This is a genomic window from Thalassobius vesicularis (assembly GCF_004799325.1).
GTDB lineage: Bacteria > Pseudomonadota > Alphaproteobacteria > Rhodobacterales > Rhodobacteraceae > Thalassobius > Thalassobius vesicularis.
Window position 1 is genome coordinate 90,885 of record NZ_SSMD01000001.1, and the last position, 15,212, is coordinate 106,096.

A 15,212-nucleotide genomic window follows, 5' to 3' on the forward strand; every position below is an offset into this window, starting at 1 on the left:
CAGCACATCGGTCAAGCACCCACGCGGGGCAACGCCACGTCACATCCCGTCGGCGCGCGCGCCCTGCATTTCGCGGAAATGTTCGTACATCATCACGTATTCGGCCGGGATGTCGCGGAATGACAGCACGCCCACGACCGTGCCGCCCTCGGTCACCGGCAGGTGCCGGAACGCATCGCCCAGCCGCTTTGCCAGCGCGTTCGAGACCGGCTCGTCCACGTCAACCGTCACGGGGTCGGCGGTCATCACCGCGCGCACCGGCGTGTCGTCCGAATGCAACCCCTGCGCCACGGCGCGGAACACGATGTCCCGCTCGGACAGGATACCGACAAGGCGGTCGCCCTCTGTCACCACGATGGCGCCAGCGCCATGTTCGGCCATCACCCGCGCGGCCGCGCGCAGGCTCGTGTCCGGGGTCACCGAATGCACCGGCCGACCGGCCAGGATCTTCCGCAATGTCGTGCTCATTTTCACCTCATCGACTCTCCGGCCGCGAGCTTAGCACCGCCAAACCCCAAGTCTCTGACCTGTATCATGCCGGGGGGCAGAACCCGCAGGGCGACAGGGGCGCGCGAGGGCTCGGGTGGGTCCGGGTGGGACGCCCGAGCGCGCCCCTTCTACCACATGGTCAACGCCGCCCGCGCTGCCCATTCCGCGTCATAGGTGTCACCGCCTTCGTCGCCATTCGACGCCTCGGCCAATATCTGGCCCATCGTCGGCAACCCGGCACTGTCATCGCGGTTCCACAACCCGGCCCGGATCGTGGCGCGGGCGCATTGGCTATAGATCTCCTCGATCCGGATCACGATCACCGTCGCCGGGTGCTTGCCCTGTTGCTCGAACCGCATCCGCAGCGCGTCGTCGGCGGTCAGCTTGGCCTGCCCGTTGACCCGCACCACGGTGTTTGATCCGGGCACCATGAACATCAGCGCGATCCGTCCGTCCCGCACGATGTTGCGCAACGTGTCCAGCCGGTTGTTGCCGCGCCAGTCCGGCAGCGCCAGCGTCTGCTCGTCCAGTTCCAGCACCACGGGGCCGTCATCGCCGCGCGGGCTGCCGTCCACGCCTTCGGGGCCGACCGTGGACACCACGCAATAGCGCGACGCCATGATCCAGTCGCGGTACAGCGGCGTCAGCCGGTGCACCACCTTGCGAACCGAGGCCGCGCCGGGCGTGCCATACAGGGCCTCCAGCGCCTCGATCGTCTCAACGAACGGCATCGGGATCGAACCCCACTTCGCGCATCAGCGCGTCCGAGGCCGTCTCTACCTCGTCCTCCAGCCGTTCCAGGAATTGCGATTTGCTCAGGCCCTGCTCGATGCGCGGCAGGAACTCGATGATGGCCAGACCGGGCTTGCGGTAGAACCCGTTGCGCGGCCAGAACACACCGACATTGGTGGCCACCGGCACGCAATCCTGTTGCAGCTGCCCGTACAGCACCGCCGTGCCCACCTTGAACGGCGCCTTGACGCCCGCGGCCACACGGGTGCCCTGCGGATAAATCACCAGCTGCCCCGGTTGGGCCGTGCCCTTTTTCACGTCCTCGACCATCTTGTAGATCGCGGCACCCTTTTTGCCGCGATTGACCGGGACACAACCGATCCGCAGCCCGTAAACGCCGATGATCGGGGTCCACAGCAGCTCGCGCTTCATGATGAACTTGGCCGAGGGCAGCGCGGCAAAGATCATCAGGATGTCAAAGAACGACTGGTGCTTGGCCGCGACCATCACCTCGTCCTGAGGCGGGGTGCCGCGCACCTCGGTGCGGATGCCGACCATCCAGCCGGCCATCCAGATCACGCCCCGACAATAGCTGCGGCAAACCCAGCGCGCGCCCTTGCGGCTGACCAGCGCCAGCGGGAAACACCCGATGCCGATCACGGCCATCCAGCCGTAGACGCACATCATGAACACGAACGATTGCAGCCATCGCAATGCATAGGCCATCAGGGCAACTCCCTCAGGGTCTTGCGCGCGGCGGCGCGTGTGGCGATGAACGCCACGGCACCCGCCAGCAGCGGAATGAACAAAGGCACCAGCCAATGGGCCCCTTGAAAGCCCAGCCCGGTCAGAAAGCCCGCAGTATCCTGCGCGGCGGGCAAAACCGCAACGGCCCCCATGCCCAGTGCGGTGCCCAGCGCGGCGCCGCTCAGCCCGCGCAGGGTAAAGCGCCGCACGAACGCCTGCGCGATATAGCCATCCGTCGCGCCCACCAGCCGCAGCACGGCGATGACGCGGGCATTCGCCGCCAGCGCGGCATTCGCGGCCAGCGTGATCATCGCCGCCAGCGCACCGCCGATCAGCGCGATCGACAGCCAGCCCAGCGCCCGCAGACGCCCGGCCGCCCGGATCAGCGGCTTGCGCCAGCGCGTATGGTCGTCCAGCACCGCGCCCGGCACCTCGGCCTGCAAGCGCAGCCGCAGCCCGGCGGCGTCATAGCCTGTGCTGTCCTCGGAAATCTCGATCAGTTGCGGGATCGGCAACCCCTCCAGCGGCAGGTCGGGGCCGAACCACGGCTCCAGCAGGGCGCGCTGTTCGTCGGCGCTCAGCGCGCGGGCGCTGGCCACGCCGGGCGTCGTCTGCAGCACCTTCAGCGCGGCCTGTGTCTGGGTCTGGATCTGGTCCCCCGGCGCCGAGATCCGCAGGGTCGAGCTGCGCGCCAGCTCCTGCCCCCAGCGATCCGCCAGCCGCCCCGTCGCCAGCGACAGCGCCAGCGCGAACACCGCCAGAAACGCCATCGCCGCGGCGCTGAACGTGGTCAGGTTCGCCGTGAACCCGGACGGAGGCACCGCCCGGTCCGCCTGCGCGTCCCCCACAACAAACCCCGCGATCCGGCTCAGCGCGCTCATAGGTCCGCCCCCGCCAGTTGCAGCCGCCGGTTGGCGATGCGCAAGACGCGCGCCTGCACCTGGTTCTTGGCCGCGCGGATCAGGTTCAAATCGTGCGTCGCCACCATGATCGTCTTGCCCATCCGGTTCAGCTCGACCAGCAATTGCAGCAGGCGTTGCGACATTTCCCAGTCGATGTTGCCCGTCGGTTCATCCGCCAGGATCACGTCGGGCGACATGATGACCGCCCGCGCCAGCGCCGCGCGTTGGCGTTCACCCCCCGACAACTCGGGCGGCAGGGCCTCGGCCCGGTGGGACAGGCCCACCCATTTCAGCAACTCGCGCAGGTTCGACAGCTCTTGCAGGGTGTCCTGCCCGGCCACGGTCAGCGGCAGGGCGACATTCTCGGTCACGCTCAGATGGTCCAGGAACTGGCAATCCTGATGCACCACCCCGATCCGGCGGCGGGTCATGGCGATGTCATCGCGGCTCATGCCGCGCACATCCGCCCCGAACAGCCGCGCCTGCCCCGAGGTCGGCACCAGCGCGCCATAGCACAACTTCAGGAACGTGGTCTTGCCCGCGCCCGACGGGCCGGTCAGGAAATGGAACGACCCCGGCGACAGCTTGAGCGAGATCTCACTCAGCAATTCGCCCCCGCCATAGCTATAGGCCACCTTGTCCAGCTCGATCACGGAACGCTTCCCCTGTTGATGCCCTGTTCTGCAACAGGAAGGCCACAGTTGCAATCGCTCAGGCTTATGATTGCTTTGCACTTTTCCGCTAACAGCGTACACCCTATAGTGACGCGGCACCGCAAGGTGCGGCACGAAACGGTTCCAAGGGGTCAGGATGCGGCTGATTTGCCCGAATTGCGGCGCACAGTATGAAGTTCCCGACGGGGTGATCCCCGAACAGGGCCGTGATGTGCAATGTTCCAACTGCGGGAATACGTGGTTCCAGCTGCACCCCGATCAGGACCGCGACCTGACCGAGGAACTGGCCGAAGAACAGGGCCAGCACCTCGAAGACCCCGCCGAATTCGACACCCCCGAAGAGGACGAGGCGCCAGCCCCCGCGCCGGCACCAGCACCCGCGCCGGAACCCGCTCCCGCCCCCTCCCGGCGTGAACTGGACCCCGCCATCGCCGAACTGCTGCGCGAAGAGGCCGAGCTGGAATCCCGCCGCCGCGCCGCCGATACGGGCGGTCTGGAAACCCAACCCGAACTTGGCCTGGACGAACCCGCCCCCGACGAAGCCGCCCGCCGCGCGCTCGAGGCGCGCCGCCGCATGGCCAGCCGCACCGGCCAGCCCGAGCCGCAGCCCGAACCGGACCCCGAGCCCGAAGAAGAAGACGAACCCACCGGCTCGCGCCGCGAGTTGCTGCCCGACATCGAGGAAATCAACTCCTCGCTGAACGCCGAAGGCCGCCGCCCCGCCCGCGCCAGCGACCACGCCCCCACCGGCACCCCGCTGCCACCCGCCGCCCCCAGCGGCTTCCGCCGCGGGTTCTCTCTGGCGCTGCTGGTCACGGTGCTGGCCTGGTCGACCTACGCCTTCGCGCCCCAGATCAGCGCCAAGGTCCCCCAGCTCTCCTCCCCGCTGCAAGGCTACGTGCAATCGGTGGACAAGGGCCGCGTCTGGCTGGATCACCAGATCAAGGCGCTGCTGGTGAAACTGGACGCCATGGCCGCCGCCTCCGAGAAATGATCCGGCACGCGCGTGGCGCCGTGCGGACATGAGTATTTAGATCAGAAAGAAGCCAGCGGCTTGGCGCCTGAAGCCTCGCCGCGCGCCCTATCAAGGCGCTGACTTTGTGTTTCTTTCTGATGCAAATACTCAAATTCCGCCGCCAGACACAGGCGACCGGCTGCAGATGTCAGAGCGCCGCGAACACCCTGTCCAGGCGGGCGGCCTCGTCTTCCAGACCCCAGGGGGCGTTCACCACGAACATGCCCGAGCCGACCATCCGGTGCCCTTCGCGCGCGGGGGGGAAGCGGACCTCGTGGCGCAGGGTCTTGGGCAGGGAGAGCGCCTCGAGCGTGGCCAGCATATGGGTGTGGCGGTCATCCGTCAGGATCGGGTACCACAGCGCGATCACGCCGACGTTCCATTTGCGGTGGATCTGGCCGATCGCCTTGGGGATCGCCTCGTACTCGTCCTTTACCTCGTAGGACGGGTCGATCAGCAGCAGGCCGCGGCGCGGTTGCGGCGGGCACAGCGACTGTGCCATCGTAAGGCCGTCTTTTTTGACGACATAGGCGTCGTAGGGCGACATCACGTAGTCCAGTGCCGCGTGTTCCTGGGGGTGCAGCTCGGCCAGGTGCATCTTGTCCTGCGGGCGCAGGCTTTCGGCTGCCAGCAGGGGCGAGCCGGGATAGGCGCGTTTGCCATGCGCATCGCGCACCCGTTCCAGCGCCTGCAGATAGGGGTGATCGGCTGGCAGCAGCCCGCGCGCCTTGATCAGGTCAATGCCGACGGCGGCCTCTCCGGTTTTCACGGCTTCGGGGGCGTCCAGTTGGTACAGGCCCCGTCCTGAATGCGTTTCCAGATAGCTGAGCGGTTTGTCCTTTTGGGTCAGGTAGCCCAGCATGGTGCACAGCAGCGCGTGTTTCTGCACGTCCGCCAGATTTCCTGCGTGATAGATGTGCTGATAGGACAGCATCGCCCCGCCTTTCGTTATTTTCCCTGCTGATAGACCGACCCACCCCTGTGATGCAATCGCGCAGCCGTTCGGCACGGCATCGACGGGTGGCGAAATCGCGCTGATTTGAGGGGGATCGGCCCTTTCCCAATCCGGCCCTCGCCCCTATAAGGCTGGTGGTCACGGCATCAGAGTCGGGGCCTCATGGGGATTCGAGCGCGGGACTTCACGCATAATGGCTTTGTTTGATAAAATGCCCGGTCTGTTTTCGTCGGATATGGCGATTGACCTTGGGACGGCGAATACGCTGGTTTACGTCAAGGGGCGCGGCATCGTGCTCAGCGAACCGTCGGTGGTTGCCTATCACATCAAGGACGGCGTGAAAAAGGTTCTGGCCGTGGGCGAGGATGCCAAGCTGATGCTGGGCCGGACGCCCGGCAGCATCGAGGCGATCCGCCCGATGCGCGACGGTGTGATCGCCGATTTCGACGTGGCCGAAGAGATGATCAAGCATTTCATCCGCAAGGTTCACAAGCGTTCGACCTTCTCCAAGCCCAAGATCATCGTTTGCGTCCCCCATGGCGCGACCCCGGTTGAAAAACGCGCGATCCGCCAGTCGGTTCTGTCCGCAGGTGCCCGTCGCGCCGGCCTGATCGCCGAACCCATCGCCGCCGCCATTGGTGCGGGCATGCCGATCACCGATCCCACCGGCAACATGGTCGTGGACATCGGCGGCGGCACCACCGAGGTGGCGGTTCTGTCGCTGGGCGACATCGTGTACGCCCGCTCGGTCCGCGTTGGCGGTGACCGCATGGACGAGGCGATCATCAACTACCTGCGCCGTCAGCAGAACCTGCTGGTCGGTGAATCCACCGCAGAACGCATCAAGACCAGCATCGGCACTGCCCGGATGCCCGACGACGGCCGTGGCCAGTCGATGATGATCCGTGGCCGCGACCTGCTGAACGGCGTGCCCAAGGAAACCGAGATCAGCCAGGCCCAGGTGGCCGAGGCGCTGGCCGAACCCGTGCAGCAGATCTGCGAGGCGGTGATGACCGCGCTCGAGGCGACTCCGCCGGATCTGGCCGCCGACATCGTGGATCGTGGCGTCATGCTGACCGGCGGCGGCGCGCTGCTGGGCGAGCTGGACCTTGCCCTGCGCGAACAGACCGGGCTGGCCGTGTCCATCGCTGACGAAAGTTTGAACTGCGTGGCTCTGGGCACCGGCAAGGCGCTGGAATACGAAAAGCAGCTGCGCCACGCGATTGACTACGACAGCTAAGGCGCCCACCTTTTCCTGTAAGGGGGACGATTGGCCAAGGATCGGAACCAGTCAGAGGATTTCATCGCCCCGCTAAAGCGTTTGCTGACGGGGGTGGTCATCCTGTGCCTGATCGGCATCTTCATCGTCTGGCGCATCGACAGCCCGCGCGTGGAACGCTTCCGCGCCAAGGTGATCGACACCGTCGTGCCCTCGTTCGACTGGGCGATGGCGCCCGTGACCGGTGCGGTCCACCTGGCGCGTGATTTCCAGTCCTACCGCCGCATCGTCGAACAGAACGCCGAGCTGCGCCGCGAGTTGCAACAGATGAAAGCCTGGAAAGAGGCCGCCCTCCAGCTGGAGCAGGAAAACGCCCGCCTGCTGGATCTGAACAACGTCCGGCTGGACCCGCGCCTGACCTATGTCACCGGCGTGGTGATGGCCGACAGCGGCTCGCCGTTCCGGCAATCGGTGCTGCTGAACGTGGGCCAGCGCGACGGGATCCTGGACGGCTGGGCCACGATGGACGGCATCGGGCTGGTCGGGCGCATCTCGGGCGTGGGCAAGGGCACCAGCCGGGTGATCCTGCTGACCGACACGTCCTCGCGCATTCCGGCGACGATCCAGCCCTCGGGGCAGACCGCGATCGTGATGGGCGACAACACGCTGGCCCCGCTGCTGGCCTTTCTGGAAAACCCCGACGCGGTGCGCCCCGGTGACCGGGTCGTGTCCTCGGGCGATGGCGGGGTGTTCCCCTCGGGCCTGCTGATTGGCCAGGTCGCCGAAGACCCCGGCGGCCGCCTGCGCGTGCGCCTGTCCGCCGATTACGAGCGTCTGGAATTCCTGCGCGTGCTGCGCAACCCCGGCACCGAGGTCATCACAGATCATGGCGCGCTGATCGCCCCTGTCACCGGGGTCGCGCTGCCGCCTGAAACCGCTGGCGGGGCCGGAAATGACTGAGAACGCCTCGCTTCAGCTGTGGATCATGCGGGCGGGCTACCTGTCGCTTGGCCTGATGATCATCTTCTTCCAGCTGCTGCCGCTGCAGACGCTGCCCAGCAGTTTTGCCGGGCCCGACCTGATCGTCGCCTTCACCTTTGCCTGGGCGGTGCGGCGGCCCGATCACGTGCCGGCGCTGTCCATCGCCGTGCTGATGCTGACCGCCGACATGCTGTTCCAGCGCCCACCCGGTCTGGCCGCCGCGCTGACGGTGCTGGCCACCCAGGCCCTGAAACGCCGCGCGGCCGGGTTGCGCGACCAGACCTTTGCGGTGGAATGGCTGACCGTCGGCGTGACCGTCATCGTGCTGATGCTCAGCGCGCGGCTGGTGCTGTCGGTCCTGCTGATCCCGCAGGCTCCGCTGGGGCTGACGCTGATGCAGACGGTGATGACCGTGATCGCCTACCCGCCCGCCGCCGCGATCACCGCCTTCGTCTTCGGCGTGCAGAAACAGCAGCCCGGTGACGCCGACGCGATCGGAGGCCGGACATGAAGCGCCCCGGGAAGGATAGCGCCGAAAGCGCCCGCATCATCTCGCGCCGGGGGTTGATCGTCGGCGGGATGCAGCTGGGCTTTGCCGCGATGCTGGCCGCCCGGATGCGTTACATGCAGGTCGAACAGGCCGATCAGTTCCGCCTGCTGGCCGAGGAAAACCGCATCAACGTCCGCCTGATCCCGCCCGCGCGGGGCGAGATTTTCGACCGTCACGGCCTGCCCATCGCGCAGAACGAACCCAGCTACCGGCTGACCATCGTGCGCGAGGATGCCGGCGACGTGGACACCGTGATCGCCCGCCTTTCTGCCCTGGTGGAACTGGACGACGAAGACCTGAACCGCGCCCTGACCGAGATGAAGCGCAGCCCGCCCTTCCTGCCCGTCACCGTGGCCGATCGTGTCAGCTGGGCCGATATCAGCCGCGTCGCCGTCAACGCCCCCGCCCTGCCCGGCATCACCCCCGAGGTGGGCCTGTCGCGCGGCTATCCGCTGGGGCCGGATTTCGCCAACGTGGTGGGCTATGTCGGCCCGATCTCGGACTATGACCTGTCCAAGATCGAAGACCCCGACCAGCTGCTGCGCATCCCGCGCTTCCAGATCGGCAAGGTCGGCATCGAAGCCCGGCTCGAGGATCAACTGCGCGGCAAGGCTGGCACCAAACGGGTCGAGGTGAACGCCGTCGGCCGCGTCATGCGCGAACTGGACCGCCAAGAGGGCCAGCCCGGCGCCAGCCTGCAACTGACGCTGGACCACCGCTTGCAAAACTACGCGCAGGCCCGTCTGGGCAACGAAAGTGCGGCCGCCGTGGTGATCGATTGCGAAACCGGCGACCTGCTGGCGATGGCCTCGGCCCCCAGTTTCGACCCGAACCTGTTCGTGCAGGGGATTTCCGTCAGCGATTACAGGGCCCTGACCGAGAACAAGTACCGCCCGCTCGCCTCGAAATCGGTGCAGGGCCTGTACCCGCCCGGCTCGACCTTCAAGATGGTGACGGCGCTGGCCGCGCTGGACGCGGGCGTCATCTCGCCCGAGGAAACCGTCTGGTGCCCCGGCCACCTGGAGGTCTCGAACCGCCGCTTCCACTGCTGGAAACGCACCGGCCACGGCCATGTCGACCTGAAAAGCTCGCTCCGCGAAAGCTGCGACGTCTATTACTACGACGTCGCCCTCAAGGTCGGGATCGAGAAGATCTCGGCCATGGCCGAGCGTCTGGGCCTTGGGCACCGCTTTGACATCCCGATGTCCGCCGTCGCCACCGGCCGCGCCCCCACCAAGGAATGGAAATCCTCCAACACCGGGCAGGAATGGGTCGTGGGCGACACCGTGAACGCCTCGATCGGGCAGGGCTATGTGCTGGCCTCGCCGCTGCAACTGGCGGTCATGAGCGCGCGCATCGCCACCGGCCGCGCCGTGTCCCCGCGCCTGCTGAAATCCGTGGACGGGGTCGAGCAACCCTCGGGTGCCGGTGAACCGCTGGGCGTTGACGAGGCGCTGCTGCGTCAGGTCCGCCGCGCCATGTTCGAGGTTTCGAACAACCGTCGCGGCACCGCCTATGGCAGCCGCATCGTGACCGAAGAATTCCGCATGGCCGGCAAGACCGGCACCAGCCAGGTCCGCAACATCACCGCCGCCGAACGGGCGCGCGGCGTCACCAAGAACGAGGACCTGCCCTGGGAACGCCGCGACCACGCGCTGTTCGTCAACTTCGCCCCCTTCGACAACCCGCGCTATGCCGTGGCGGTGGTGGTCGAACATGGCGGCGGCGGCTCGGCCGCGGCGGCGCCGATTGCGCGCGACATCACCCTGCAGGCGCTTTACGGCGAAGACCCGCCCCTGACCGCCTACCCGGAAAAAGACCGCGACCGCATCAAGGCGCTACAAGACCGGCTGAAACGGGAACGCCCCGATTTCGGCACCGTCGGCAAGGTGCGCACATGAGCTATCTTGAGTATTCCGTCAAAACGACCCCCTCGGGCATCCGCAAGCTGCTGTTCCTGCATTGGCCGCTGGCGCTGCTGCTGACCTCGGTCGCGTGTTTCGGGTTCCTGATGCTGTACTCGGTCGCCGGTGGCTCGTTCCAGCCCTGGGCCGAGCCGCAGATGAAACGCTTTGCCCTTGGCATGGTCGTGATGATCATCGTCGGCATGGTCCCGATCTATTTCTGGCGCAACATCGCGGGCGTGGCCTATCTGGGCGCGCTGGCCCTGCTGCTGTTCGTGGAATTTTTCGGCACCGTCGGCATGGGCGCACAGCGCTGGATCGACCTGGGCTTCATGCGCCTGCAACCGTCCGAACTGGCCAAGATCACACTGGTGATGCTGCTGGCCGCCTATTACGACTGGCTGCCGGTGAAAAAGGTCTCGCACCCGATCTGGGTGGCGTTGCCGGTGTTCCTGATCCTGCTGCCAACCGCGCTGGTGCTGAAACAGCCTGACCTTGGCACCGCGATCCTGCTGCTGACGGCGGGCGGCGCGATGATGTTCTTCGCCGGGGTGCACTGGGGCTATTTCGCCGCCGTGATCGCGATGGGCGTCGGCCTGGTGACAGCGGTGTTCCAGTCGCGCGGTACCACGTGGCAGCTGATCAAGGACTACCAGTTCCGCCGCATCGACACCTTCCTTGATCCGGGCAGCGATCCGTTGGGCTCGGGTTATCACATCACGCAATCCAAGATCGCGCTTGGCTCGGGCGGCTGGGCCGGGCGCGGCTTCATGCAAGGCACCCAATCGCGCCTGAACTTCTTGCCGGAAAAACACACCGACTTCATCTTCACCACCCTCGCCGAAGAGTTCGGCTTCCTCGGCGGCTTCTCCCTGCTGATGCTGTACGCGCTGATCATCATCTTCTGCGTCGCCGCCGCCTTCCAGAACAAGGACCGCTTCTCCTCGCTGCTGACGCTGGGCATCGCGATGACCTTCTTCCTGTTCTTCGCGGTGAACATGTCGATGGTGATGGGCCTGGCCCCCGTGGTCGGCGTGCCCTTGCCGCTGGTCAGCTATGGCGGCTCTGCTATGCTGGTGCTTCTGGCCGCCTTCGGCCTGGTCCAAAGCGCCCATGTCCACCGCCCGAGGTAAGCCATGATCAACGTCCTTTTCGCCGGCCACCCCACCCGCTGGCCCGAGTATCAGATCCCCCTGCGCGATGCCTTCGCCAAGGCCGGCCTCTCGGTCGATCTGCGCACAGATCACGCCGCCGATCAGGTCGATTACATCGTCTACGCCCCCAACTCGCCGCTGCAGGACTTCACCCCCTACACCCGCACCAAGGCCGTGCTGAACCTCTGGGCCGGGGTCGAGGCGATCGTCGGCAACCCCACCCTGACCCAGCCGCTGGCCCGCATGGTCGATTTCGGCCTGCGTCAGGGCATGGTCGAATGGGTCACCGGCCACGTCCTGCGCCACCACCTCGACATCGACTTCGACCTTGAACACCAGGACGGCAGCTGGACCCGCCACATCCCCAAACTGGCCCGCGACCGCAAAGTCACCGTGCTTGGCATGGGCGAGCTGGGCAGCGCCTGCGCCACCGCCCTCGCCACGCTGGGCTTCGACGTCACCGGCTACAGCCGCTCGCCCAAATCGCATCCCGGCATCCGCTGCCTGCACGGCGCGGACGGGCTGGACCAGGCCCTGACCGGCGCCGAGATCGTCGTCCTGCTGCTGCCGAAAACCCCCGCGACCGAGAACACCCTGAACGCCCGCACGCTGTCCCTGCTGGCCCCCGGTGCCGCGATCATCAACCCCGGCCGCGGCCCGCTGATCGACGACGACGCCCTGCTCGCCGCCCTCAAGACCGGCCAGGTCAGCCGCGCCACGCTCGATGTCTTCCGGATCGAGCCTTTGCCGAAAGATCACCCCTACTGGGCTCACCCCCGCGTCACGGTGACCCCGCATATCGCGTCCGAAACCCGGCCCGAAACCGCCTCCGAAGTGATCGCCGAAAACGTCCGACGCAGCGAGGCCGGACAGCCCCTGCTCTACCTCGTCGACCGCGCCCTGGGCTACTGACGGCGCACCCCGCCCTTGGTTTCTTTCTGATCCAAATACTCAAAATCCCGCCGCCGAAACCGGCGCAGGCTTTCCCTGTGGTTTGCGGGTCAAACCCCACAAACCCCCTGAAACGATCAGCGCAGAATGGGCGGTTTGCTGGGGTCGGTGCCCGGCGCGACCCTCCCGATTTCCTGCGCCTCTTCCGGCACGGGCAGCTCGAATTGCAGGCCCCATTTGGCGAAAACCGCGGCCTTCTGGTCGCTCGCGCGGATAAAGCTGACGTCCAGCGCCCCCGCCTCGATGCCCGAGAATGTCAGCGCCTCGGACACCGCTTTCGCCAGCGCCCCCTCGGCCCCCGGCACCGCGTCCACGAAAGCCAACAGATGCGAGCGGACGCCATTTTCGTAAATGACTCCAACCAGATAGGCGCTGTGGGCCAGTCCGGCGGCGGTCGCCAGCTTGGCGTCCAGACCCGACAACAGGTTCTCGGGCATCCCGACCGGCGGGGTGACTTCGGTGATGCGTGCCTCGGCCTCGTCGGGGGCATTGCCCAGCGTTTCGTCCAGCCAAGCCACGGCCTGCGGCGGGATCAGGATCGAGGACGGCGCGACCTCCAGGTTCAGCCCCAGCCCCATGCCCTGCTGGGCCAGCAGCCCCGCCACGATCCGCCCGGAAAGCGCCGCGTAAGGCGCTGTTTTTCCAACGAAATCCGCCAGGCGCTCCTCGCGGTCAAAGACCAGGACAAAGGCCTGATCCTGCACTTCAAACACCTCGGGCGAGATGTTTTCGCCGCTCGGTTCCTCGGTCAGCAGCAGGAACAATTCGCTATCCGCCAGTCGCTCGTAAAAGCGCAGGCGGGCGGCGTCGTTGCCCTCATCTGCGATCATGGCGGCGTGGGCGGCGTCCAGGGGCGTGTGCTCAGTCATTCATAAGCCTTTGAATTTGCGTGCGAAGTTCCGGGACCAGCTCGTCCTCGAACCACGGGTTGCGGCGCAGCCAAGCGGTATTGCGCCAGGACGGATGAGGCAAGGGAAAAACCCGGGGCGCATGGTCGCGCCACGCGGCGACGCGCTGGGTCACCGGCACGCGCCCGCCCATGTGATAGCTTTGCGAATAGCCCCCCACCAGCACGATCATCCGCAGATTTGTCAGCGATTCCATGACCTTGGAGTGCCACGTCTGGCCGCAAACCTTGGGCGGCGGCAGGTCCGAGCCCTTGGCGTCATAGCCCGGAAAGCAGAACGCCATCGGCACCAGCGCCACGCGGTCGCGGTCATAGAACGCGTCCCGACCCAGCCCCAGCCAGTCGCGCAGCCGGTCGCCCGAGGCATCGTTGAACGGCAGCCCGGTCTCATGCACCCGCATCCCCGGCGCTTGCCCCGCGATCAGCACCCGCGCCGAAGGCCGGAACCAAACGACCGGATTCGGCCGGTGACGCGTCGCCGTCCCGGCAAAGCGCCCCTCGCACAGGCGACATTCCTGAATCTGCTGCGCCAGTTCGGTCATGCTTGGCATATAGCTGTCCTTCGCACTGCTTCCTACCCTCGCGTGACCTCGAAATCCGCTACATTTCGTTGGAAAATGTCAAATTCGGACCGACAAACAAGGCTTTCGGTTGCCGATTTGGCGCAAATGCCATAGGTCTCGCGACCATCCGAATACAGAACATGACGGGGAGTTGGATGTATCGCGTTTGGAATTTCGTCACCAACTATTCACTGCTGCTGATCATCGGCGCGCTGATGGCGCTGGTCTGGGCCAATGTGGATGCCGAAAGCTATCACCACTTCGTCGAGATGCCCCTGTGGGAACATGCTCCCATCGGGCATCTGCATGACGGACACCGCACGCTGACGCTGCACTATCTGGTCAACGACGTGCTGATGGCGCTGTTCTTCGCCATCGCCGCCAAGGAAGTCTGGGAAGCGGTGATCCTGAAGAACGGCTCGCTGCGCGGGAAAAAGGCCGCGACGCCGCTGATCGCCACCGCTGGCGGGATGCTGGGCCCGATCGCCGTCTACCTGGGCATGGCAGTGTTCTTCTGGCCCGACACGTTCGAAGCGGTCAAGAACGGCTGGGCCATCCCGACCGCGACCGACATCGCGTTCTCGTACCTGGTTGGCCGCCTGGTGTTCGGCGCGGGCCACCCTGCCGTGCGCTTCCTGCTGCTGTTGGCGATTGCCGATGACGCCGCTGGCCTGATCATCCTTGCGATCTTCTACCCCTCGGCCGAGCTGGCCCCGATCTGGCTGCTGGTCTCGCTGGCTGCTGCCGTCGGTGTGTTCGTGCTGTTCAACTGGCTGCCCCGCCATCTGGACCGCGGCAACCAGGATCGCCCGACCTCGACCTGGATGCGTCAGAAAATCAGCTTCTGGCCCTATCTGATCGCGGGCTGCATCAGCTGGTACGCCTTCATGCGCGCGGGTATCCACCCGGCTCTGGGCCTGCTGCCGATCGTGCCGACCATCCCGCACGCCGACCGCGCCTTTGGTATCTTCAGCGAGGCCGAGCAGTACCTGTCGGACCTGTTGAACCACATCGAACATGCGCTGAAACACCCGGTCGAGATCATCCTGTTCTTCTTTGGCCTGATGAATGCCGGCGTCGAATTCTCGGCCATCGGCGAGCCGACCTGGCTGGTGCTGGGCGGTCTGCTGATCGGCAAGCCGGTGGGCATCCTGATCATGGGCATCATCGGCGCGCATGTGTTGCGCTTTGGCCTGCCAAAAGGGATGCGGACCATCGACCTGTTCGTTCTGGGCTGCGTTGCCGCCATCGGCTTTACCGTGTCGCTGTTCGTCGCTTCGGTCGCCTTCCCGGGTGGTCCGGTGCAAGACGCCGCCAAGATGGGCGCCCTGTTCAGCTTTGCCGCCGCAGCAATGTCGCTGATTGCAGGGGTCGTCTGCCGCGTGGAAAAACGCGAACTCTGACCGGCACAACCGTTCACAATCTTGCGAAACCGGCCTCGAAAGGGGCCGGTTTCCGCATTTCCGGGC

16 protein-coding genes are annotated in these 15,212 nt (G+C 66.2%); 8 read left to right on the forward strand and 8 right to left on the reverse strand.

Annotated features, from left to right (window positions below):
- Window positions 1-39 precede the first annotated feature (39 nt).
- The 5 genes from E7681_RS00420 to E7681_RS00440 all read right to left on the reverse strand — a co-directional run bounded on the left by E7681_RS00420 (window position 40) and on the right by E7681_RS00440 (window position 3,523).
- Window positions 40-468 carry a CBS domain-containing protein gene (locus tag E7681_RS00420; protein ID WP_136337285.1) on the reverse strand — a complete coding sequence of 143 codons (429 nt, stop codon included), beginning with the start codon at window positions 466-468 and terminating at the stop codon, window positions 40-42.
- A gap of 149 nt (window positions 469-617) precedes the next feature.
- The gene (locus tag E7681_RS00425; RefSeq protein WP_136337286.1) at window positions 618-1,220 is read right to left on the reverse strand and encodes a pyridoxamine 5'-phosphate oxidase family protein; all 603 of its coding nucleotides are present in this window, start codon (window positions 1,218-1,220) and stop codon (window positions 618-620) included.
- The gene (locus tag E7681_RS00430) at window positions 1,207-1,947 is read right to left on the reverse strand and encodes a lysophospholipid acyltransferase family protein (protein ID WP_136337287.1); all 741 of its coding nucleotides are present in this window, start codon (window positions 1,945-1,947) and stop codon (window positions 1,207-1,209) included. The genes E7681_RS00425 and E7681_RS00430 overlap by 14 nt, the downstream gene beginning before the upstream one ends.
- Window positions 1,947-2,849 (reverse strand): cell division protein FtsX, encoded by a 903-nt coding sequence (locus tag E7681_RS00435; protein WP_136337288.1) that lies wholly within the window; start codon window positions 2,847-2,849, stop codon window positions 1,947-1,949. The genes E7681_RS00430 and E7681_RS00435 overlap by 1 nt, the downstream gene beginning before the upstream one ends.
- The gene (locus E7681_RS00440) at window positions 2,846-3,523 is read right to left on the reverse strand and encodes a cell division ATP-binding protein FtsE (RefSeq protein ID WP_136337289.1); all 678 of its coding nucleotides are present in this window, start codon (window positions 3,521-3,523) and stop codon (window positions 2,846-2,848) included. Before E7681_RS00440 ends, E7681_RS00435 begins: the two co-directional genes overlap by 4 nt.
- A 157-nt stretch (window positions 3,524-3,680) precedes the next feature.
- Here E7681_RS00440 and E7681_RS00445 point away from each other — a divergent pair, with 157 nt between their 5' ends.
- Window positions 3,681-4,538 carry a zinc-ribbon domain-containing protein gene (locus tag E7681_RS00445; protein WP_136337290.1) on the forward strand — a complete coding sequence of 286 codons (858 nt, stop codon included), beginning with the start codon at window positions 3,681-3,683 and terminating at the stop codon, window positions 4,536-4,538.
- Between the two features lie 169 nt (window positions 4,539-4,707).
- Here E7681_RS00445 and E7681_RS00450 read toward each other — a convergent pair whose 3' ends face one another.
- Entirely contained in the window at window positions 4,708-5,493 is a 786-nt protein-coding gene (locus tag E7681_RS00450) for a 23S rRNA (adenine(2030)-N(6))-methyltransferase RlmJ (protein ID WP_136337291.1), read from the reverse strand.
- Between the two features lie 214 nt (window positions 5,494-5,707).
- Between E7681_RS00450 and E7681_RS00455 the strand changes: the two genes are divergently transcribed.
- The 6 genes from E7681_RS00455 to E7681_RS00480 are packed head-to-tail and all read left to right on the forward strand — an operon-like array spanning window position 5,708 to window position 12,234.
- Window positions 5,708-6,754 (forward strand): rod shape-determining protein, encoded by a 1,047-nt coding sequence (locus tag E7681_RS00455; RefSeq protein ID WP_136337292.1) that lies wholly within the window; start codon window positions 5,708-5,710, stop codon window positions 6,752-6,754.
- Window positions 6,755-6,784: 30 nt separating this feature from the next.
- The gene (mreC, locus tag E7681_RS00460) at window positions 6,785-7,693 is read left to right on the forward strand and encodes a rod shape-determining protein MreC (protein WP_136337293.1); all 909 of its coding nucleotides are present in this window, start codon (window positions 6,785-6,787) and stop codon (window positions 7,691-7,693) included.
- Window positions 7,686-8,225 carry a rod shape-determining protein MreD gene (locus E7681_RS00465; protein ID WP_136337294.1) on the forward strand — a complete coding sequence of 180 codons (540 nt, stop codon included), beginning with the start codon at window positions 7,686-7,688 and terminating at the stop codon, window positions 8,223-8,225. Before mreC ends, E7681_RS00465 begins: the two co-directional genes overlap by 8 nt.
- On the forward strand, window positions 8,222-10,165 hold the full coding sequence (mrdA, locus tag E7681_RS00470) for a penicillin-binding protein 2 (protein WP_136337295.1): 1,944 nt from the start codon (window positions 8,222-8,224) through the stop codon (window positions 10,163-10,165). Before E7681_RS00465 ends, mrdA begins: the two co-directional genes overlap by 4 nt.
- On the forward strand, window positions 10,162-11,301 hold the full coding sequence (gene rodA / locus E7681_RS00475; protein ID WP_136337296.1) for a rod shape-determining protein RodA: 1,140 nt from the start codon (window positions 10,162-10,164) through the stop codon (window positions 11,299-11,301). Before mrdA ends, rodA begins: the two co-directional genes overlap by 4 nt.
- Window positions 11,302-11,304: 3 nt before the next feature.
- Window positions 11,305-12,234 carry a 2-hydroxyacid dehydrogenase gene (locus E7681_RS00480; protein ID WP_136337297.1) on the forward strand — a complete coding sequence of 310 codons (930 nt, stop codon included), beginning with the start codon at window positions 11,305-11,307 and terminating at the stop codon, window positions 12,232-12,234.
- Window positions 12,235-12,350: 116 nt separating this feature from the next.
- On the opposite strand, the gene E7681_RS00485 is transcribed toward E7681_RS00480, so the two are convergent.
- Both E7681_RS00485 and E7681_RS00490 read right to left on the reverse strand, forming a co-directional pair.
- Window positions 12,351-13,142 carry an SseB family protein gene (locus tag E7681_RS00485; RefSeq protein ID WP_136337298.1) on the reverse strand — a complete coding sequence of 264 codons (792 nt, stop codon included), beginning with the start codon at window positions 13,140-13,142 and terminating at the stop codon, window positions 12,351-12,353.
- On the reverse strand, window positions 13,135-13,722 hold the full coding sequence (locus E7681_RS00490) for a uracil-DNA glycosylase family protein (RefSeq protein WP_136337904.1): 588 nt from the start codon (window positions 13,720-13,722) through the stop codon (window positions 13,135-13,137). Before E7681_RS00490 ends, E7681_RS00485 begins: the two co-directional genes overlap by 8 nt.
- A gap of 176 nt (window positions 13,723-13,898) precedes the next feature.
- On the opposite strand from E7681_RS00490, the gene E7681_RS00495 reads away from it, so the two are divergent.
- On the forward strand, window positions 13,899-15,146 hold the full coding sequence (locus E7681_RS00495) for a Na+/H+ antiporter NhaA (RefSeq protein WP_136337299.1): 1,248 nt from the start codon (window positions 13,899-13,901) through the stop codon (window positions 15,144-15,146).
- Window positions 15,147-15,212 lie beyond the last annotated feature (66 nt).